General features: G+C 58.8%; 15 protein-coding genes. 7 read left to right on the plus strand and 8 right to left on the minus strand.

Features of this window, described 5'->3' with window-relative positions; all coding sequences use genetic code 11:
* Window positions 1-13: 13 nt before the first annotated feature.
* The 6 genes from H8F22_RS14620 to H8F22_RS14645 form a co-directional block, all read right to left on the minus strand.
* Window positions 14-1483, minus strand: coding sequence for an efflux transporter outer membrane subunit (locus H8F22_RS14620; protein WP_194940361.1), 1470 nt, complete (start codon window positions 1481-1483; stop codon window positions 14-16).
* On the minus strand, window positions 1480-1953 hold the full coding sequence (locus H8F22_RS14625; RefSeq protein WP_027925078.1) for a MarR family winged helix-turn-helix transcriptional regulator: 474 nt from the start codon (window positions 1951-1953) through the stop codon (window positions 1480-1482). Before H8F22_RS14625 ends, H8F22_RS14620 begins: the two co-directional genes overlap by 4 nt.
* Window positions 1954-2219: 266 nt before the next feature.
* Window positions 2220-2639, minus strand: coding sequence for a DUF3757 domain-containing protein (locus tag H8F22_RS14630; protein WP_197622302.1), 420 nt, complete (start codon window positions 2637-2639; stop codon window positions 2220-2222).
* Window positions 2640-3117: 478 nt separating this feature from the next.
* Window positions 3118-6786: a translocation/assembly module TamB domain-containing protein gene (locus tag H8F22_RS14635; RefSeq protein WP_194940362.1), complete on the minus strand. Its 3669-nt coding sequence runs from the start codon at window positions 6784-6786 to the stop codon at window positions 3118-3120.
* Window positions 6783-8510: an autotransporter assembly complex protein TamA gene (locus H8F22_RS14640; protein ID WP_194940363.1), complete on the minus strand. Its 1728-nt coding sequence runs from the start codon at window positions 8508-8510 to the stop codon at window positions 6783-6785. The genes H8F22_RS14635 and H8F22_RS14640 overlap by 4 nt, the downstream gene beginning before the upstream one ends.
* Window positions 8511-8576: 66 nt before the next feature.
* Window positions 8577-9227, minus strand: a complete 651-nt coding sequence (locus tag H8F22_RS14645; protein ID WP_027925074.1) for a GNAT family N-acetyltransferase — start codon at window positions 9225-9227, stop codon at window positions 8577-8579.
* 294 nt (window positions 9228-9521) lie between these two features.
* Here H8F22_RS14645 and xthA point away from each other — a divergent pair, with 294 nt between their 5' ends.
* The 3 genes from xthA (at window position 9522) to H8F22_RS14660 (ending at window position 13235) form a co-directional block, all read left to right on the plus strand.
* Window positions 9522-10334: an exodeoxyribonuclease III gene (xthA, locus tag H8F22_RS14650; RefSeq protein WP_194940364.1), complete on the plus strand. Its 813-nt coding sequence runs from the start codon at window positions 9522-9524 to the stop codon at window positions 10332-10334.
* A gap of 194 nt (window positions 10335-10528) precedes the next feature.
* A complete protein-coding gene (locus tag H8F22_RS14655) occupies window positions 10529-11869 on the plus strand; it encodes a substrate-binding domain-containing protein (protein ID WP_027925072.1) in 1341 nt (446 codons plus the stop codon).
* Window positions 11870-12008: 139 nt separating this feature from the next.
* Window positions 12009-13235: an NHL repeat-containing protein gene (locus tag H8F22_RS14660; RefSeq protein WP_194940365.1), complete on the plus strand. Its 1227-nt coding sequence runs from the start codon at window positions 12009-12011 to the stop codon at window positions 13233-13235.
* 68 nt (window positions 13236-13303) lie between these two features.
* Here H8F22_RS14660 and H8F22_RS14665 read toward each other — a convergent pair whose 3' ends face one another.
* Window positions 13304-14533, minus strand: coding sequence for an acyl-CoA dehydrogenase (locus H8F22_RS14665; RefSeq protein ID WP_027925071.1), 1230 nt, complete (start codon window positions 14531-14533; stop codon window positions 13304-13306).
* Between the two features lie 153 nt (window positions 14534-14686).
* On the opposite strand from H8F22_RS14665, the gene H8F22_RS14670 reads away from it, so the two are divergent.
* From H8F22_RS14670 to H8F22_RS14680, 3 genes are all read left to right on the plus strand, one after another.
* Window positions 14687-15616: a LysR family transcriptional regulator gene (locus H8F22_RS14670; RefSeq protein WP_027925070.1), complete on the plus strand. Its 930-nt coding sequence runs from the start codon at window positions 14687-14689 to the stop codon at window positions 15614-15616.
* Window positions 15617-15823: 207 nt separating this feature from the next.
* Window positions 15824-16225 (plus strand): MerR family transcriptional regulator, encoded by a 402-nt coding sequence (locus H8F22_RS14675; RefSeq protein ID WP_027925069.1) that lies wholly within the window; start codon window positions 15824-15826, stop codon window positions 16223-16225.
* A 148-nt stretch (window positions 16226-16373) separates the two neighbouring features.
* Complete coding sequence (locus H8F22_RS14680; protein ID WP_027925068.1) at window positions 16374-17273, plus strand: hydroxymethylglutaryl-CoA lyase; 900 nt, start codon at window positions 16374-16376, stop codon at window positions 17271-17273.
* A gap of 674 nt (window positions 17274-17947) precedes the next feature.
* Here H8F22_RS14680 and H8F22_RS14685 read toward each other — a convergent pair.
* Entirely contained in the window at window positions 17948-19645 is a 1698-nt protein-coding gene (locus H8F22_RS14685) for an AMP-binding protein (protein ID WP_027925067.1), read from the minus strand.
* Between the two features lie 203 nt (window positions 19646-19848).
* Between H8F22_RS14685 and H8F22_RS14690 the strand changes: the two genes are divergently transcribed.
* The gene (locus tag H8F22_RS14690; RefSeq protein ID WP_007946948.1) at window positions 19849-21012 is read left to right on the plus strand and encodes an isovaleryl-CoA dehydrogenase; all 1164 of its coding nucleotides are present in this window, start codon (window positions 19849-19851) and stop codon (window positions 21010-21012) included.
* Window positions 21013-21018 lie beyond the last annotated feature (6 nt).

The following is a 21018-nucleotide window of genomic DNA, read 5'->3' on the forward strand; positions in this document are numbered from 1 at the left end:
CAAATACCTTGAATTAGTTGTGCTGCGTGGCTGGGAGGGCGTTGGCTGCGGTCAGGGTTTCGCCCTGAAAACCGCCGCCCAGCGCTTGCATCAATTGGATCGACAAGTCGATCTGCTCGGCATTCAGGTTGGCCAGCTGACGCTGGGCCTGGAGCAATTGCTGCTCGATGCTGAGCACGTCCAGGTAGTTGCCGATGCCGGAACCGTACCGCTGGACCACGGTGTTGTAAGAATCCTGGGCAATGTCGGTGGCATGCTGCTGGGCACCGATTTGCCGGCCGATATCGCGCAACTGGTTAATGGTGTCGCTGACATCGCCGAGCGCTTTCACCAGGCTTTTGTTGTACTGCGCCACCGCGAGGTCGTAATCGGCGTCGCGGGAATCGAGGTCGGCGCGCAGGCGGCCACCGTCGAAAATCGGCACAGAAATCGTGGGGGCGATGTTGAAGAAACGGCTCGCCGAACCAAACATTGCATCCCCCAACAACGATTCGGCACCGGCCGCGGCGCTGAGGTTCAAGTTGGGATAGAACTGGGTTTTGCCGGCGGCGATGTTCTTGCTCGCGGCTTCGACCCGCCACCTAGCGGCCACCAGGTCGGGACGACGGCCAAGCAATTCGGCGGGCAGTACCGATGGCAAAGCGACTGCGCTGGCCTGAAGAATTTTCGGTCGGGCGATTTCGTTGCCGCGGTCCGGACCTTTGCCGAGCAGTACCGCCAGGGCGATTTTGGCGCTGTTCAAGCGTTTTTCGGCGTCGATCAGGCTGGCTTCGGACGTGGCTTCCAGGCTTTGGGTCTGCTGGAACTGATACTGACTGTCGATGCCCGAGCTCAGGCGACGCTGCCCCAAATCGAGCATTTGTTTAGTGCGCTTGAGGTCTTCATTGGCCAGGTCGTAGACGATGTGCGCCTGCCCCAAGTCGCTGTAGGCGCGGGCGACGTCGGCGGACAGGGTCAACTGCGCGGCCTGTTGATCGACTTCGGCGGCGCGAGCTTGCCCCAATGCAGCTTCCCAGGCTTCACGCTGACCGCCCCACAAGTCGAAGTTGTAATTGAAGCTGGCACCGATGTTGCGCACGGTGGCGTAAGTGCCGCCCTGCCCGGTCGGGTCCTGATCGCGGGCCAGACGCGAGCGGTTGACACCGGCGCTGGCATCGAGGGTCGGCATGCGCGCGGCGTCGGCGGCATAGGCAGCAGCGCTGGCCTGGTGCGCGCGGGCGTCGGCGATTTGCATGTCGGGGCTGTCGTGCAAGGCTTCGCGGATCAGACCGTCGAGTTGCGGGTCGCCGAGGCTTTTCCACCAGTCGTTTTTCGGCCAGGCCGCTGGCGACAGGCTTACGCCGCTGAGGGATTGTCCGGCCTTGAGGGTTTTCGCATCGAGGCTTTTGCCTTCTGTGATCAAGCCGCTGTAGCTGGCGCAACCGGCCAGGGTCATGGCGGCCAGGACCAGGCTCAGCCCGGTGCGCAGAGTTTTACTGTTCATTTGTCACCTACCCGCAGCAGGGTGATCGAATCACCGGCGGCTATCAGGATTTTCTTGAGGAGGTGTTCCAGGGTTTTCAGCTCATCGGGGGTGATGGCGCCGGCCAGTTCGTTCATGGCGTCGGCGCCAATGTGCGGCAGGCGGTCGGCAAGGTTCTGGCCTTCTGCCGTCAGCACCAGTTGAACCTGGCGGCGATCCGCCTCGCAGCGTTGGCGGATGAGGAAACCTTTCTGTTCCAGGCGATCAAGCATGCGGGTCATCGAGCCGCTGTCCAGCGACAGGTGACGGCACAACTCGGCCGGGGTATCGACGCCGAACTGGGCCACGATGATCATCACCTTGAACTGAGCGGCGGTGATGCCGTGGGGTTCCATGTGGGTGTCGATGATCCGGTCTTTGAGCAGAGCGGCACGTCCCAGCAGGAGACCGAGGTGGCAGTTTTCGAAATCGTCTGGGGTGAAATGCTTCATCTGACCACCAATTAGCTGCCTAAGCAGTGAATGTATGACGAGATGTTACTGCCTAGGCAGCCAATGTCAACGTAATAGTTAGGTTGCTTTGTATTTGACAGATAAATGGCGCAGCACAAAAGCAAAAAATCGCAGCCTACGGCAGCTTCTTCAGGTTTTTATGTACCCCTGTAGAAGCTGCCGCAAGACTGCGATCTTTATGCTTTTTGCTTACAACGTTGCCGTAGTGACCGACCCAGGCTTGAACCAAGTCGGCGCGAGGCTACTTACTCAAACGTGCACTGCTCCGGCGCCACGCCCGCGCAACGAGGCAGCACGCTGCCATCGGCCTGGGTCTGGTTGGTCCAGGCAGCGCCCACTGGCTTCACCGCGTCAGCGGATTTCAACGTCATTCGCACACCTTCGCGTTTTGGTCCCACGTAATCGCAGGCTACGAAGTTTTTCGCGTTGACGACATACGCTTCCTCGAAGGCTACGGCTATCAGATCCTCCTTTGCAGCTATCGGGTTCTCGCCTGTCCATTGCAGACCTTTACTGGCAGCTGCGGTGTAGACAAAGCCGCCGTCTTTCATCGCTGTTTGCTGGATCGCCCCGACAGTCGGGCAAGCGTTGCCGGCATAGGCATTAGCCATCAAAGCCATCATTACAACTACGCCAGCGGAAAATTTGTTGGTAATACCGGTCATGCTTGTTACTCCATGTGCACTTAAAGATTAGTCATCATCCATCTACGACTTGTTATTAGCCCAGTCAGATAAATCAATTGATCGCATCAATTGCGATGACGCATCCTAGTACAGAAACTCATTTCAACAAATAGCAGAGATGAGTAAAAAAACATCAAAACGTGTCAACTTACCCCACTACAAAACAATAACAAATAATAAAAAAATAAAATCCAAACTGACAGCCAAACCCCTAGACATCAATATCCTCAACACCTGAAGCGATCAAACCCTCATCAGCACATGCCTCACAAAAAAGACAAACAGACAGTTTCCCACAAGGAAACATCCACTCGCCCTACGAGAACAACAAAGTTAATCCCTCAAACCGCGACAACTTTTCTTATTCCTTATAGTGAATATCCCCACACACTAAAACCTCCCTCCTTACTTCACATTGTTATTACATGAAGAGGAGGGAGCATTTGAAGTTCTTAAATCAAAAATCCCGCTTGTAAAAGATGTCCAGCGAACTCGCCACGCCGCTCGCCGCTTCGAGGTAGACCTTCTTGCTCAGCTTGTAACGCAGGGCAATGGTGTTGGCCGGTTCAAACACGCCCACGCCATAACGCAAACTGAGTTTCTCGGAGATATTGCCGCTGGCCACGACGCTGGTGGCAGTGCCGCTGCCCTCGGTGTCCAGTTGGAAATCCTGGATTCCCAGCTCTTTGGCCAACCCGCCGGTCACCCCGGAACTGCCCATTAAACCCAAGCCAAGTGCAGCCTGGGCGAGCATGTTGTTGTCTTCGCCGTTGCTGCTCAGCGGGCGCCCCAGCACCAGATAGGACAAGGCCTGTTCCTGGCTCATGGCCGGTTCGGAGAAGATCTGCGTGGTCGGCTGCTCGGCACTGCCGCTCAGGCGAATACCGGCGATCACGTCGTCAGTCTGGCGAATCGCCTCGACGTCCAGGTACGGCTGATCGAGCGGGCCGGCAAACAACAAACGCGCCCGGCGCACGGTCAGGCGCTGACCGTAGGCGCGATAACGCCCGTCGTTGAGCCACAGTTCGCCGCGTGTGTCCAGGTTGTCGCCGATGTGCACATGCCCCTGCACATTCGCGGTCAGGCCAAACCCGGCAAAGCTCAGCTTGTCTTCGCCCACCACCACATCAATGTCCATCTTCATGGCCAAGGGCGGTTTGCCTTCTTCGGTCTGTTGGCCGACGATCACTACGTCATCGGAGATTTTTACCGTGGAAGGCGGCAACTCACGAATGGTGATCTCGCCTCTGGGCACCAGCACTTTGCCGGCGATCGCCAACTCATCGCCCTTCATCGAGATTTTCAAGTCCGGCGCGACTTCCAGCTTGGCGTACGGCTCGACCGTCACCGGTAACTGCGAGCCCTTGAGCGCCAGGTCCACCACCAGCGCCTGTCCCCAGGCAATGTTGCCGTTGAGGGTGCCCTGCCCGGCCTTGCCGCTTTTCCAGTCGCCATTCAATTGCACGGTTTCACCGACAATCACTGCTCTCAGTTGCAAGGCGTGCAGCGCCATCGGCAGTTCCGCCCCGGAGACTTCACCGTCGCTGAGCAGCAGGCTGCCGTTGACCTGCGGCGCCAACAGGCCACCGGAAATCGTGCCGCTGCCATTCAGGCGCCCGGTGAGCTTCTCGACCATCGGGACGAACGGCCGCGCCACCGACAGGTCCAGCCCGCTCAAGCGGAACGAACCGGTGAGCGGTTTGTTTTTCGGCAACGGGTTGATCTGCGCCTGCACCATCAGTTCGCCCAGTTTGCCGCCGACGAAGTTGAGATCAGTGTCGATGCGTTTCGGCGTGAGTTTGCTGGTGAGTTTCAGCGTCTGGTACGGGAAGTCCAGCCACTGGTCCTTCTCCTTCATGCGCAACGTGCCGCCGCTGGCGTCGATGCTGATCTGGCCGTTCGGGCCGCTGGCCGGCAGGTCCAGTTGCAGGTCGGCGTTGAGGCTGCCCTTCCAGGCGAAATCCTTCGGCAGCCACTGCGCCAGGCTTTCAATCGGGAATTGCTTGAGGTGGAAACGCAGCTTCGGCTCCGGCATTAAATGCTGGTCTTCACCGCACAGGCTGGCCGGGCCGGACATCCAGCAGTGGGCGCCGAAATTGATTTTGCCGTCCGCCAGCCGCTCCAGTTTCGCCGGGCCTTGCAGCTTCCAGTCTTGCCCACCGGTCTGGATATCGCCGCTGGCCAGGCGCCCGCGCCAGTTGCCTTTGTCCAGCCCACCGTCGAGACCGAGCGCCAGTTTCAGCTGCGGGCCTTGCAGGTCGAGGCTGAGTTTCTGGTGTTTGATGTCACCCTGGCCACTGGCGGTCAGCGTACCCAGTGAGGTTTCACCGGCCTGAATGCCGCTGCCCTTGAGGTCGATTTTCGCCCGTTGCGCGCTGTCGAGGGTGGCGTCGAGGTTGAGGCTTTGCAGGCGATTGTCGTCGAACGCCAATTGCGTGCCTTGCAGCCCGAGCTTGCCTTGCGGCGCTTTGAGCGTACCGGCGACATCGATGCGGCCGTTCAGTTGCCCCCGCAGTTGCGGCCAGAGCTGGGCCAGACGCGGCATCTTGATGTCGATCTGGCCGGCGAGTTTCTGTTGCAGGCTGCCCTTGCCGTTGATGCTGTTGTCGCCGAGGCGGATTTGAAGCGCGTTGAGGTTCCATTGCTCGCCGCCGCCATCCGCCTTGGCCTGGATCACGGCGGGTTGCCCACGCAGTTTGCCTTTCAGGTCGAGGTCGGCAGTGAGGCTGAGTGTGTCATTTTTCATCTCGCCTTTGCTGCGCAGCGGTCCGGCCAGTGTGCCCGGCAATTCCGCCACCCAGTACGCCGGGTTGATCGCCGACAGGTCGAGCGCGGTGTCCCAGGCAATGCCGTCGGCGAATTGCAGGTTCAGGTGCCCTTCGGCCTTGCCCTGCCCGGCCTGGAGCTGGATTTGTTGCAGGTAGATTTTCGTCAGGTCGCCGCTGAACGGGCTGTTCAGCGTGAAAGCGCCAGCCGGTCCATCCGCCGCTGCCTGGAAGCTGCCGAGGTACTTGCCGTCGGTGTAGGAGATGTCACCGTTGAAGCTGCGCAACGCCACTTCCGGTTCGTCGATCAGCGGATAGAGGCGGTGCCACGGGAAATCCAGCCAGGCGATTTTCGCGTCGGCGCTCAGGCCTTTGCCCCAGTCGAGGGTGCCGCTGAGCTTGAGGTTTTGCTTGTCGTTGGCGGTGAGGTCGAGGGCGGCGATCTGGGCGCCGTTGGCGTCGACCTTGCCTTGCAGCAGCAACGCGACCGGGCCTTGTTCGGCGGGCAGCGTGGCTTTACCGAGCAATTGGTAACCGTTTTTCAGATCGCCGTCGCCGGTGAGTTCCAGTTGATTGAGTTGCAGGGTGTCTGGCAGGTCGGCGGCGGGTTTGAAGCCGTCGGCGGTGATGCGTACCTTGGCCGGCAAGTTGTCCGCCAGCGGTTGCAGCTCGCCGGTCAACTGTCCGTTCAAGTAACCGCTGCTGTCGGCTTTCAGGTTCAGGGTTTTCAGCAGGTCGCCGTCGACCTTCAGCGCCAGCGTCCAGGGCGCGGGGGCTGACAGGGTCAGTTGACCTTCAACCTTGAGCGGCCAGTTGCCGGTGGGTTGCAGCAAGCCGGAGAGGTTCAGGCTCAGGTCATCGCGCTGCAACTTCACCGAGTCGATCTGCATCCCTTGCGCGGTCCAGTGCGCCGCCAGTTGCAGGCCTTTGAGTGCTTCACTGCCGTTGAACAGCAGGCTGCCGATCTGCACATCACCCAGTTCGATGGCCAGGGGTAGCTTCAGATCCGGAAGGCTGATCGGCCCGCTGCTTTCTTCTTCAGCACCGGGCGGAAATTGCAGGCTGACTTGATCAGCCTTCACTTGCTCAAGGCACAACGTCATGCGTGTCAGGCACAGCGGCGACCAGGCGAAAATCACCTTGCTCAGCTCAACCCGGCTGGTGTCTTGCTGCCACAGCACATGATCGGCGCTCCACTGCCCGCCCAAACGGCCCTGGAAATTCTCGACGGTCAAACCCGGCACGAAGCCTAACGCCCAGCGACTGCCCGTGGCCGTGCCCAGCACCGAGGCGATGCTCAGGACAACCAGCATCAGCAACGCCAGAATCGCCAGCAGCGTTATTTCCAAACCACGATTCACAGCTCAGGCCCCATGGAAAAGTGCAGCCGAATGCCGCCGTCATCGTCCAGCGCGTGGGCCAGGTCGAGGCGGATCGGCCCCACCGGCGAGACCCAACGCACGCCGATGCCTACCCCGGTCTTGAGGTTTGGCAGTTCGAGTGTATTGAAAGAGTTGCCCTGGTCCACGAAGGTCGCGACCCGCCACTTCTCGGCGATGGAATATTGGTATTCGGCGCTGGCCGCGACCATGTAGCGCCCGCCAATGCGGTCGCCCTCGGAGTTCTCCGGGGACAGGCTTTGATAGTCGTAACCGCGTACGCTCTGATCGCCACCGGCGAAAAACCGCAGTGACGGCGGGACTGAGCTGAAGCCATTGGTGGCGCTGCCGCCCACCTGTACCCGGCCTAGAAAGCGGTGTTTGTCAAAGACTGTGGTCAAGCCTTTCACCAACGCGGTGCCGTAGAGCAAGTTGCTGTCTGAGCCCAGGCCTTCTTTCGCCACTTTGGACTCGAATTGCAGGCGATAGCCGTTGTGCGGGTCGATGCGGTTGTCACTTTTCAGGTAGGAATAGCTGACGCCGGGCATCAACAACGTACTCAAACCCGAGTCGTCGCCCAGGGAGTAATCCTCACGCTGCCATTTCAACGACACCACGCGCTGCCAGCCACTGGGCAATTTGCTGTGCCATTCCGGGCCGATGGTCAGCAGCTTGCTGTGGGTGTCGGTGCCGGCGATGTCTTCGTTCTGGTAACCACCGGCAAAACGCAGTTTGTCGGTCAACGGCGGGTCGAGCGGGATGTCGTAGAACAGCCCGACGTTTTGCCGGGGCGCCGACAGCTCGGCTTCCCAGCCATAACTGTGCCCCTGCGGATTGACCCAGTGTCGGGTCCAGTTGGCCTTGACCCGGGGACCGACGTCCGTGGAATAACCCAGGCCCAGGCCCATGGTTCGCGGCTTGCGCGTTTCGAGCTTGACCTCCACCGGGATCACGTCGTTCTTGGACGCCGTCGGTGCCGCATCGACGCGCACACCTTCGAAATAGCCACTCGATTGCAGCGCCTGGTTGAGTTCGGCGATGAGTTCGGAGTCATAAGGCGCGCCTTGCTTGAACGGCACCATGCGTTGCAACAGGTCTTCGTCAAACGGCGTGTCGCCTTCGAAACTGACCTTGCCCAAGGCGTAGCGCGGGCCGCTTTCGTAGATCAGTTCGATATCGGCCACGCCGGCTCGAGGGTCTACCGATAATTTCTGGCGGGTGAAGTGGCCGCTGAAAAAGCCGAAGCGCGAGGCTTGATTCTGGATCAGGCGCTTGGCGTCTTCGTAGTGGCCATGATTGAGCACCGCGCCGGTTTTCAGCGACGCGCCCTGGGGCACACGAAAGGATTTGAGGGAGGCCGCCGGGCCGTCGACGCGAATCGTGACAGTGCGCAGGTGCACCGGCTCACCGGGATCGATGTTGAGCACCAGGCGCGGCGTCTTGCCGCCCTTCACATCGCTATCGATCTGCGGCTGGTAATACCCCAAGGCCTGGGCGGCCTTGCGCGCCTGATCCTCGGCGCCACGACTGAAGCGCAGCAACGCTTCTTCGTCACGATCGCCGAGGTTGCCGATATAGCCCTCTATATTGGCTTTCAGTTCATCGTTGGACGGTTTTATCCGCACATCCAATTCACTTTGCGCCAGCGCCGCGCAGCTGCTGAACAGCATCAACGCGCCACTGGTAATTCGTCCTGGAAATTTCATAGGCGCGGATGCTATCACGAGCTTGGGAGCGTGATAGAGCCTCGCATGGCGTTAAAGTTCTACCGTTTATGCCGTTGCGGTTTGCAACACCTGCGGATTGGCGTGAAAAAACACGTGTTCGCGAATCGGTCCTACCGCGACCTCGCCGATTTCCTCATAACCCTGACGCTTATAGAACTCCAGATAGCGAGGATTCCCTGTGTCGAGGATCACCCCCTGGGAGGTTTCATCGACTGCGCACCAGTTATGCACCGCTTGCAGCAGTTGTTCGCCGAAGTGTTTGCCCTGGAATTGCGGGTGAATCCCCAGCAGCGGCAGCACGTGGACCGAATCACTCGGCACGCAGGCCGCGACGGCCGCGTGGTAATCGAGGTAGCGACGGGTGCAGCGAAACCCGGTACTGAGCACCATGCGCAAACGCCAGGCCCAACTTTCGGTGATACCCAGGCGTCGTTGCGGCGGCGCGATCAGCGCGATGCCGATCAAACGGTCATTGACCAGCAGGCCGATGGCTGGCAAATCCTGAAGGAAATGCTGTTTGACCAATTCACGCACGGTGGCCCGCACCCGATGTTCATAACCGGGACGTTCGGCCTCGAACAGGTAACCAAAGGTCGGCTCGTGCCGGTAGGCGTGGTACAGCAGGGAGCGCGCTTCGTGGGCATAGCCGCTGTCGAGCATGTGAATGTCGGCGATGGCGGTCGAGGTTTCAGGCATAACGGTTGATCTCCCCGGTACAGCTCAAATGGCTGTGCTCTTCTTGGTACGAGCCTATCGGTGCTGACACAGTTCCCTACTGATCGATATCAGTGTTGACTGTGATGACGCCATCGCTAGCAAGCTCGCTCCCACAAAGGTATAGACCAGACTCGGACGATAGGAGTGAGCCTGCTCGCGATGAGGCCCGCATCAGCGATGAAAGACCAACCGCCGAACACGAATCCCCTCACCCTACACTGGCCCGATTCCTACATGTCAGCTAGCATCGCCCTTTTGCCAGGACTGCCGACCATGAAGATCGTCTCCTTCAACATCAACGGGCTGCGCGCTCGCCCGCATCAGCTGGCGGCGCTGATCGAAAAACACCAGCCAGACGTCATCGGCCTCCAGGAAACCAAGGTACACGACGACCAGTTCCCGCTGGCCGAGGTACAGGCGCTGGGCTATCACGTTTATTTTCATGGGCAGAAAGGCCATTACGGCGTCGCCCTGCTCTCGCGCAAAGAACCGCTGGCCCTGCACAAAGGCTTCGCCACCGATGAAGAAGACGCTCAGCGCCGCTTCATCTGGGGCACGTTCGCCGACGCCAACGGCGTGCCGGTGACGATCATGAACGGCTATTTCCCACAGGGCGAAAGCCGCGACCACCCGACCAAGTTTCCGGCCAAGGAACGCTTCTACAGCGACCTGCAGCAACTGCTGGAAAGCCAGTTCAGCAACGATCAGCCGGTGGTAGTCATGGGCGACGTGAATATTTCCCCGGAAGACTGCGACATCGGTATCGGTCCGGACAATATGAAACGCTGGCTGAAAACCGGCAAGTGCAGCTTCCTGCCGGAAGAACGCGAGTGGATGACCCGCCTGAAAAACTGGGGCCTGGTGGACAGTTTCCGCCACCTGAACCCGGACGTGGCCGACCGTTTCAGTTGGTTCGACTACCGTAGCCGTGGGTTTGAAGACGAACCCAAGCGCGGGCTGCGGATCGACCTGATCATGGCGTCCCATGGCTTGTTGCCACGGGTCAAGGATGCTGGCGTGGATTACGACCTGCGAGGGATGGAGAAACCCTCCGATCATGCGCCGATCTGGCTTGAATTGAGCTGATATCCAAATCTCAACACAATCCCCTAAATGTAGGAGTGAGCCTGCTCGCGATAGCGGCTGTACATTCAGCATCTTTGTTGACTGACAGTCCGCTATCGCGAGCAGGCTCACTCCTATATTAGATAACTGTCATCTTTCGGAAATCTTACTGACTTATTCTCCCCGCACTTTCTTTGGTTTTTTAAGGTGCGGGCATGACGCTGCGCGTTTTGTTTCTATGGATGCTGTGCGCCGGCCTGCCCCTGACGGCATCGGCCGCTGATTTACCAATCTCCGCCAATGGCCCGGTGCTGCGTATCCAGGGCTCTAACACCATCGGTGCGGCATTGGGCCCGGCGTTAGTCGAGGGGCTGTTGCGCGAACAGGGCCTGCTCAAGGTTCACAGCGAAGCATCGGACACCGCGAACGAACTGCGCATCGTCGGCGAAACGGCACAAGGCCGTCGCGTTGTGGTGGAGGTGGCAGCGCACGGCTCCAGCACCGGCTTCACCGCGCTGAAGAATACCAATGCCGACCTCGCCGCCTCTTCGCGTCCGATCAAGGACAGCGAAGTGGTGGACCTCGAACCCTTGGGCGACTTCAAAAGCCCCGACGCCGAACAAGTCATCGCCATCGATGGCCTGGCGATCATCCTTCACCCGCAAAACCCGTTGAACCAGCTCAACACCGAACAACTGGCGCGAATCTTCAGTGGCGAAGCCAAAACCTGGGAAGAGCTCGGCGGCAGCGGTGGCGCGATTCATGTCTATGCGCGGGATGACCAGTCGGGCACTTACGACACGTTCAAGGAATTAGTCCTCAGCCGTCGTGGGAAAACCCTGAACGGCGCCGCGAAACGCTTCGAGTCCAGTGAACAATTGTCTGACGCCGTCAGTCTTGACCCGCAAGGTATCGGCTTCATCGGCCTGCCCTATGTGCGCCAGGCCAAAGCCGTGGCAATCGTCGATGGCCAATCCCAGGCGATGTTGCCGCTTAACAGCCTGATCGCCACGGAAGACTATCCGTTGTCCCGCCGGCTGTTTTTCTACCTGCCGCCCCATGGGGAAAACCCATGGGCCGAGGCCCTGGCGGTGTTCACGCAAAGCAGCAAAGGCCAGGCGATTGTCGCGGCCAACGGTTTTATCGCCCAGACGGTCCAGGCCATCACGGTCACGCCGAATGCGTTGATGCCGGAGGGCTATCAGGCACTCAGTCGTCACGCGCAGCGGCTGTCGGTGAATTTCCGCTTTGAAGAAGGCAGCGCAACGCTCGACAACAAGGCGCAACAGGACCTGACGCGGGTGCTCGACTATATAAAGCAGCATGACAAAACCAACCGCGAGGTCACGCTGGTCGGGTTTGGCGATGCCAAGAGCGATCCGGCACGCGCCGATCTGCTGTCGAAGCTGCGGGCGATGGCGGTGCGGCGAGAACTGGTGAAAAGCGGCGTGGTGTTTCGCGAGATTCGCGGCTTTGGTGCGGAAATGCCAGTGGCGGCGAATAACGCGGATGAAGGGCGGATCAAGAATCGACGGGTTGAGGTTTGGGTTTACTGAATCACACCGGCGCCCAACGCCACAAAACCGGCCTGTAAAGATACTAAAACTGATATTTCCTACAGGTTCACTTTGTTGATGGCAGTCGCTTAATGGTGGCATCCCGATCAAGGGTTTCTCACCAGAAAGGAACGCTGACATGACAAACCCCACTCAAGCGCCAATACCGTTGTCAAAGTCTGGTGATCTGGATCAGTCCTTTGGTTTTCTAGGCACTGTGCCGGGTCCTGCCAACGGCACTGTTCATTCGATTGTCTCTTCGGACAACGGCACGCTGACTTACGCCATCGAGGACGGTGTAGCATTTCAAATCCGCAGGAACCTCATCAATGGCGGTCGAGATACTGCATTTGGTGACGACGGTATTGTGACGGGACAGTTTGAAAGTGGCAGAAGATCCAAACCCTGCCGACTGATACTTCAAGAGCAAAAAATTCTGGTCATCGGCGATATTCTCACTGACCAAGGAAAACCAGGAGCACCGGCAGTTTTACGTCTCAATGACAGTGGCAGCCCTGACCTTGTTTTCGGCACCGTACAGTTGCCCCCTCCTGCATTCTCCTCAAATTACGATTCGACTGACGGATGCCTCCAGCACGACGGCAAAATCGTCGTTCTGACCCAGAAGATTGATGCCTCGGGTGTTGGCAATTTGGGGCAACTGACACGCTTGAAAAAGGATGGGAGAGGCGATAACAGTGACGGGATTGATCGCGATTTCGGTGAGCAAGGCAACGTCGAGATCAGTTTTGGCGAGCACCTCAGCCGAATGATTAGCGTGGTTATACAACCGGACAGCAAAATGGTTGTCGGTGGCCATTACGTCACGGCAAGTGCTTCCGTCTCCCAAATTGTGCTGGCGCGGTTTGACATTAACGGCACACGCGACAAGAGTTTTGGCAACGACGGATATGTGCGGTTAGGACCTGAAGACGGCCGGTATGAATTGGGTCAGTTGATCGCTCAGGCCGACGGGAAGCTGCTTTGCGCGGGTATGACCGGGCGTTCTGCAGCCCTGTTGATGCGATTTGACACCCATGGAAAACCTGACCAGACGTTTAACGGAGGTCAGGAATTACGTACGGAGCTAGGTCATCAAAACGCGAATTGGAGCGCACTGTCGATTCAGCCCCACGACGAAAAAATTGTCGTGGCAGGTTGGACGCCCGGGTTCCCTTCTTCAATGTTTTGGGGAAGGTTATTGCCTGACGGTACTTTTGACACAGGTTTTGGTAACACGGGCTGGATCAAATCATCAGTGCCGGGCACCCCGTATTCTGTGACCATTCAGGAAGGCGGGAGGATCATCGTTGCAGGCAGGCGAGAAAACGCGTTTATGTCCGTCGTCTGCGGTGTGCAGGGCTGACAAACCTCGCGATAAAGACTCCCGGGACGCCAGCAGCGAAGCCGTCTGCTGGCGTACTCAAGGTTTTGTCAGTGCCCGCTACGCATCATTTCTTTCGGCACATACTTGCCAATCTCGAATTTGCCAATCGCCGCACGGTGCACTTCGTCCGGGCCGTCGGCCAGGCGCAGGGTGCGCTGCATGGCATACATGTAGGCCAGCGGGAAATCGTTGGAAACCCCTGCCCCGCCGTGGATCTGGATCGCCCGGTCGATAACGCGCAAGGCCACGTTCGGCGCGACTACCTTGATCTGCGCGATTTCGCTCTTCGCCACTTTGTTGCCCACGGTGTCCATCATGTACGCCGCTTTCAGCGTCAGCAGCCGTGCCATGTCGATTTCCATCCGCGAGTCGGCGATCTTGTCGATGTTGCCCCCCAGGCGTGCCAACGGCTTGCCGAATGCGGTACGGCTGACCGAGCGTTTGCACATCAATTCCAGCGCGCGCTCCGCCATGCCGATCGAACGCATGCAGTGGTGAATCCGGCCTGGGCCCAGGCGACCCTGAGCGATTTCGAAGCCGCGTCCTTCGCCCAGCAGGACGTTTTCGTACGGCACGCGGACATTTTCGAACAGCACTTCGGCGTGGCCGTGCGGCGCGTCGTCATAACCGAACACCGGCAGCGGACGGACGATCTTCACGCCCGGGGTATCCACCGGCACCAGAATCATCGAGTGCTGGGCGTGGCGCGGCGCATCCGGATCGCTCAGGCCCATGAAGATCAGAATCTTGCAGCGTGGATCGCAGGCGCCTGAGGTCCACCATTTCTTGCCGTTGATGACCCACTGATCGCCATCACGCACGGCGCGGGCGGCCATGTTGGTCGCGTCGGAGGAGGCAACATCCGGCTCGGTCATGGCGAACGCCGAGCGGATTTCCCCGCGCAACAGCGGTTCGAGCCAGCGTTGTTTCTGTTCTTCGTTGGCGTAGCGTACCAACACTTCCATGTTGCCGGTGTCTGGCGCGGAGCAGTTGAACGGCTCCGGGCCCAGCAACGAACGGCCCATGATTTCGGCCAGCGGCGCGTATTCGAGGTTGGTCAGGCCGGCGCCGAGTTCGGACTCAGGCAGAAACAAATTCCACAGACCTTCGGCCTTGGCCTTGAGTTTGAGTTCTTCCATGATCGCCGTCGGCTGCCACCGATCGCCTTCGGCAACCTGGCGCTCGAACACGGCTTCGGCGGGATAAACGTAAGTGTCCATGAACGCGGTTACGCGCTCACGCAGTGCCTGAACCTTGGGCGAATAAGCGAAATCCATGAGCATTTACCTTCTTGGGCAGAGGTTGTTTTTGGTCATGTATCGATGCTAGAACAGCGTTGATAATTTACCTAGCCTATTCTCGGCGTGTATTAACATTCATCACCGATATATGATCGGGTGATTGAGAACCAACAATAAGAGTGCAGCGCAATGAATCTGAGCAAGGTCGACCTCAACCTTTTCATCGTCTTCGACGCGATCTACACCGAAGCCAACCTGACCCGTGCCGGGCAGATTGTCGGCATTACCCAGCCCGCCGTCTCGAACGCTCTGGCCCGCTTGCGCGAGACCTTCAACGATCCGTTGTTTGTGCGCACTGCCCAAGGCATGGTGCCGACGCCCATGGCCCAGAACATCATCGGGCCGGTGCGTAACGCCCTCTCCCTGTTGCGGGTGTCGGTGCAGGAAAGCCGCATTTTCAACCCGTTGCAAGCGGTCAAGACGTACCGCATCAGCATGACCGACCTCACCGAAGCGGTGATCCTGCCGCCACTGTTTCAGCGCCTGCGCCGCCTGGCGCCGACGGTGATCATTGAAAGTTTCCTGTCCAAGCGCCGCGAAACCACCAAGGAACTGGCGGCCGGGCGTCTCGACTTCGCGGTGGATGCGCCGCTCAATACTGACCCGCAAGTGCGCCACGTCAAGTTGATGGAAGACCGGTACGTGTGCGCCATGCGCAAGGGCCACCCAATGGCGGGCAAAGAGAAATTCACTCTGGATGATTATCTGTCGCTGACCCACATCCATATTTCCAGCCGCCGCAGTGGTCTGGGGCATGTCGACCTGGCACTGGGGAAAATGGGCATTCAGCGCAAAATCGCCCTGCGCTCCCAGCATTACCTGATGGCCTCGCAAGTATTGCAGCAGACCGACATGGTCATGACCGTGCCGGAGCGCTTTGCCCGTCGCAATGACTTGCACGCCTTCAGCTTGCCGGTCAATGACGTGCCGCCGGTGGAAACTCATCTTTACTGGCACGAAAGCACTGACCAGGACCCGGCGAACCGCTGGATGCGCGAGCAGATGATCGAGTTGTGCCAGCAGGTGACGGCGCATGAGAAGAAGCTTGAAAAGGTGTAGGACTTGATACCGAGGTGCTCCCATCGCGAGCAGGCTCACTCCTACAGGGGATCTACGGTGACTAGTCAATCTATGTCTGTGCAGAGATCTCCTGTAGGAGTGAGCCCGCTCGCGATGAGGCCCTTAAGAAAACCATAGACCCCAGCCCCTTGACGTAAACGTCAACCTGACATTAGCTTAGCGCCATGACCTTTTTCGAGCGCTTCCATGAGCAGCCAGACCTATAGCATTTCCGACCTCGCCCGCGAGCTCGACATCACAACGCGGGCCATCCGCTTTTATGAAGAGCAAGGCTTGCTCAGCCCCGAGCGTCGCGGCCAGGAACGTATCTACTCGCCCCGCGACAAGGTCAGCCTGAAGCTGATTCTGCGGGGCAAGCGCATCGGCTTCTCCCTGGCCGAGTGCCGCGAGCTGATCGAGCTATATGACCCCACAGGCGGCAATCAGAAACAACTGCAAACCATGTTGAGCAAGATCGCCGAGCGCCGCGAGCAGCTGGAACAGCAGATGCTCGACATCGAGCAGATGAAGCTGGAACTGGATACCGCGCAGGAACGCTGCACTCAAGCGCTGGAACAGACCATCCAGAACCAGAAGGTTATTCAATAGGGCCACACAATCCCCTTGCAGGAGTGAGTCTGCTCGCGATAGCGCCGGATCAGTCAATACATGTGTTGAATGTAAATCTGCTATCGCGAGCAGGCTCACTCCTGCAGGGTTATTTGAACATTCAGACAATCAACACAGGTCGATTCCCATGTCTCTACCCACCCACGTACGCATGGTCGAAGTCGGCCCCCGCGACGGTCTGCAAAACGAAGCCCAACCCATCAGCGTTGCCGACAAGGTTCAACTGGTCGACGCCCTGACCGCCGCCGGCCTCGGCTATATAGAAGTCGGCAGTTTCGTTTCCCCCAAATGGGTGCCGCAAATGGCCGGTTCCGCTGAGGTTTTCGCGCAAATCCAGCGCAAACCCGGCGTGACCTATGGCGCCCTCGCCCCCAATCTGCGCGGGTTTGAAGATGCGATGGCGGCCGGGGTCAAGGAAGTCGCGGTGTTCGCCGCCGCGTCTGAAGCCTTCTCGCAACGCAACATCAACTGCTCGATCAGCGAAAGCCTGGAGCGTTTCGTACCGATCATGGACGCCGCCAAGCAACACGGCGTGAGCGTGCGCGGTTACGTGTCCTGTGTGCTGGGCTGCCCTTACGAAGGTAACGTCGCCCCCGAGCAAGTCGCCCGGGTCGCGCGCGAGCTCTATGCCATGGGCTGTTACGAAGTGTCGCTGGGCGACACGATCGGCACCGGCACCGCTGGCGCCACGCGCAAGATGTTCGAGGTGGTCGCAGCCGACGTGCCCCGTGAAAAACTCGCCGGGCACTTCCACGACACCTACGGCCAGGCCATGGCCAACATCTACGCCAGCCTGCTGGAAGGAATCTCGGTGTTCGACAGCTCCATCGCCGGCCTCGGCGGCTGCCCGTACGCCAAGGGTGCCAGCGGTAACGTTGCCACTGAAGACGTGGTTTACCTGCTCAATGGCCTGGGTATAGAGACCGGTATCGACCTGGATGCATTGATCCTGGCCGGCCAACAGATTTGCACGGTACTGGGGCGTCCAAGCGGTTCGCGCGTGGCCAAGGCTCGCAGCGCACAGTGAGTGTGTCCGGGTGTTACCGCGTGGACACAAAGGTGGGCGCAAGCGAGTAACACGGAAACAGATTCCAGGGTTTTCCCTGATACGGAAAACCCTACAAAATCTTAAAGCATTGATTTTAAAGGGTTTTAAAAAGTTGGCACGGCTTCTGCTATCTCTACTGCATAACAAGAACAAAAAAAGCAGCAAGCCCTAATAAAAATAAGACGTAACGACTCTGACATAACAAAAACAACACGGCAGAGACGCAGCTAACAGATTTTTTTGGAGAGGATGTGCTTTTCAGGGTGCTTTTCGGAGTTACCCGCAACCGGGCAGAGAACAATAAAACTACCCTCAGGTAGCTCCCGAACTGGTTGGATCGCTCAGCGAAAAAGTAGATCAGCGCTCAAAAAAATACGTTTGCTCTTGATCCCGGATGGGGATCGACAAAAACAGCGGTAAAGGGTCACGGTCACTAAAAACAAAAACAGACCGCCCCTCAATAATAAAAAAAGAGCACGCGCAACGACAAAATTAAAGGGGAGCTTCGGCTCCCCTTTGTGCTTTCCGGGATTTGTGATTTCCCCCGCTCTCTGTAGGAGTGAGCCTGCTCGCGATGGCGGCAGCACATCCAACATCGATGTCGACTGACTCACCGCTATCGCGAGCAGGCTTACTCCTACAGGGGGATGGGTTTAGCCTTTGTTTTCGCGCAGTTCTTCGATACTGATCTCACGCATCCGGAATTTCTGGATCTTGCCGGTCACGGTCATCGGAAACTCCTCCACAAACTTGAAGTAACGCGGCGTCTTGAAGTGCGCGATGCGCTCCTTGCACCAGGCTTGCAGTTCCTGCTCGGTGGCGCTGTGGCCCGGGTGGAACTTGATCCAGGCAACTATCTCTTCGCCATAACGCGAGCAGGGAATGCCGATCACCTGCACGTCCGCCACCGCCGGGTGGGTAAAGAAAAACTCTTCCAGCTCCCGCGGGTAAACGTTCTCGCCGCCACGGATGATCATGTCCTTGTTGCGCCCGGCAATGCACACGTAGCCTTCGTCGTTCATGCTCGCCAGGTCGCCGGTGTGCATCCAGCCGGCCTGATCGATGGCTTCCGCGGTGCCTTGCGGGTTGTTCCAGTAGCCGAGCATCACGCTGTAGCCACGGGTGCACAGTTCACCAATGGTGCCGCGCGGCACGAGATTACCGGCCTCGTCGATGATTTTGCTTTCCAGCTGCGGCTGGGTGCGGCCGACGGTGGTCACGCGTAACTCCAGCTCGTCTGACGGACCGGTCTGTAACGACACAGGGCTTGTTTCCGTCATGCCGTAGGCAATCTGCACTTCATTCATGTGCATTTCGTTGATGACCCGGCGCATCACTTCGATCGGGCACGTGGCACCGGCCATGATTCCGGTGCGCAGGCTCGACAGATCGAATTCGGCGCGCTGGGGCTGATCGAGCATGGCGATGAACATGGTCGGTACGCCATACAGCGCCGTGGCTTTTTCTTCGGCGACAGTGGTCAGGGTCAGCAATGGATCGAAGGCATCGTTCGGGTAAATCATCGTGCTGCCGTGGGTGATGCAGCCGAGGTTGCCCATGACCATGCCGAAGCAGTGATACAGCGGCACCGGGATCACCAGGCGATCATTAGCGGTCAGGCCGAGGCTTTCGCCGACCATGTATCCGTTGTTGAGAATGTTGTAGTGACTGAGGGTCGCGCCTTTCGGGAATCCGGTGGTGCCGGAGGTGTACTGGATGTTTACCGGTTGATCGAAATGCAGGCTGTCCTGGCGTTCGCGCAGCTGTTCATTCGAAACGCTGGCGGCCAGATCCGCCAATTGCGACCACGGCAGAAAACCTGAAGGTGGCTGCGCATCCAGGCTGATGACGCCGCGCAAATCAGGCAGGCGCTCACTGTGTAACTGTCCGATGGATTGCTCGGCCAGTTCGGGAACGAGCCCTTGCAGCATTCCGTGATAGTTGGATGTTTTGAACGCGCCGGCGCAGACCAGCCATTGGCAACCGGATTGTTTCAACACGTATTCGAGTTCAGAGCTGCGGTACGCCGGGTTGATGTTGACCAGAATCACGCCGATTTTCGCGCTGGCGAACTGGCTGATGCACCACTGCGCGCAGTTCGGCGCCCAGATGCCGAGTCGATCACCGGCCTGCAAGCCCAGCGCGAGCAGCGCTCTGGCATGCAGGTCAACGACCTCGGCCAGTTGCTGCCAGGTGTAGCGCAACTGTTGATGGCGCACGACCAGCGCCTCCCCGGTCGCCTGCTGCGCGACGGTGTTATCGAACGCCTGGCCGATGGTCATCGCCAGCAAGGCTTTGTCCTGGGAACCACGGGTATAGCTGCGCTGCGGGCTTGCACTGGGTTGATCCATGATGACCCCTATTGTCTTTATTAATGGGCTGGCGGCGCTCCCACAGGATGCCCGCGTTCTATCTTGAACTGGCTCTACTCTCGCTCAAGTTGACGTTAACGTAAAGGGTGATTGACAGCCATTCGTCACAGGCTTACGTTAACGTAAAGGTGAGAGCCGAATCATTGCCCTCCCCACCCTACAAAAAAGCCAAAAGGTGCCCCATGAGCTACCCATCCCTGAATTTTGCCCTCGGTGAAACCATCGACATGCTGCGCGATCAGGTTCAGTCCTTCGTCGCCAAAGAGATCGCCCCGCGCGCCGCTCAGATCGACATCGACAACCTGTTCCCCGCAGACCTGTGGCGCAAATTCGGCGACATGGGCCTGCTCGGCATTACCGTACCGGAAGAATACGGCGGCGCTGGCCTGGGCTACCTGGCCCACGTTGTGGCGATGGAAGAAATCAGCCGCGGTTCGGCGTCGGTGGCCTTGTCCTACGGCGCCCACTCCAACCTCTGCGTCAACCAGATCAACCGCAATGGCAACCACGAGCAAAAATCCAAGTACCTGCCGAAGTTGATCAGCGGTGAACACATCGGCGCCCTGGCCATGAGCGAACCGAACGCCGGTTCCGATGTGGTCTCGATGAAACTGCGCGCCGACAAACGCGGTGACAAGTACGTGCTCAACGGCAGCAAGACCTGGATCACCAACGGCCCTGACGCCAACACCTACGTGATCTACGCCAAGACCGACCTGGAAAAAGGTCCGCACGGCATCACCGCATTCATCGTCGAACGCGACTGGAAAGGCTTCAGCCGCAGCAACAAGTTCGACAAGCTCGGCATGCGCGGCTCCAACACTTGCGAGCTGTTCTTCGACGACGTCGAAGTGCCGGAAGAAAACATCCTCGGCGTGCTCAACGGCGGCGTGAAAGTGTTGATGAGCGGCCTCGACTACGAGCGCGTCGTGCTCTCCGGCGGCCCGACCGGCATCATGCAGGCGTGCATGGACCTGATCGTGCCGTACATCCATGATCGCAAGCAATTCGGCCAAAGCATCGGCGAATTCCAGCTGATCCAGGGCAAAGTCGCCGACATGTACACCCAACTCAACGCCAGCCGCGCTTACCTCTATGCGGTGGCCCAGGCTTGCGAGCGTGGCGAAACCACGCGCAAGGACGCTGCCGGCGTGATCCTCTACAGCGCCGAACGCGCCACGCAAATGGCCCTCGACGCAATCCAGATTCTCGGTGGCAACGGTTACATCAACGAATTCCCGGCCGGTCGTCTGCTGCGTGACGCCAAGCTGTACGAAATCGGCGCCGGCACCAGTGAGATCCGTCGCATGCTGATCGGTCGCGAACTGTTCAACGAAACCCGCTAAACGGAG

The sequence above is a fragment of the Pseudomonas mucoides genome (assembly GCF_015461845.1).
GTDB classification, from domain to species: Bacteria; Pseudomonadota; Gammaproteobacteria; order Pseudomonadales; family Pseudomonadaceae; genus Aquipseudomonas; species Aquipseudomonas mucoides.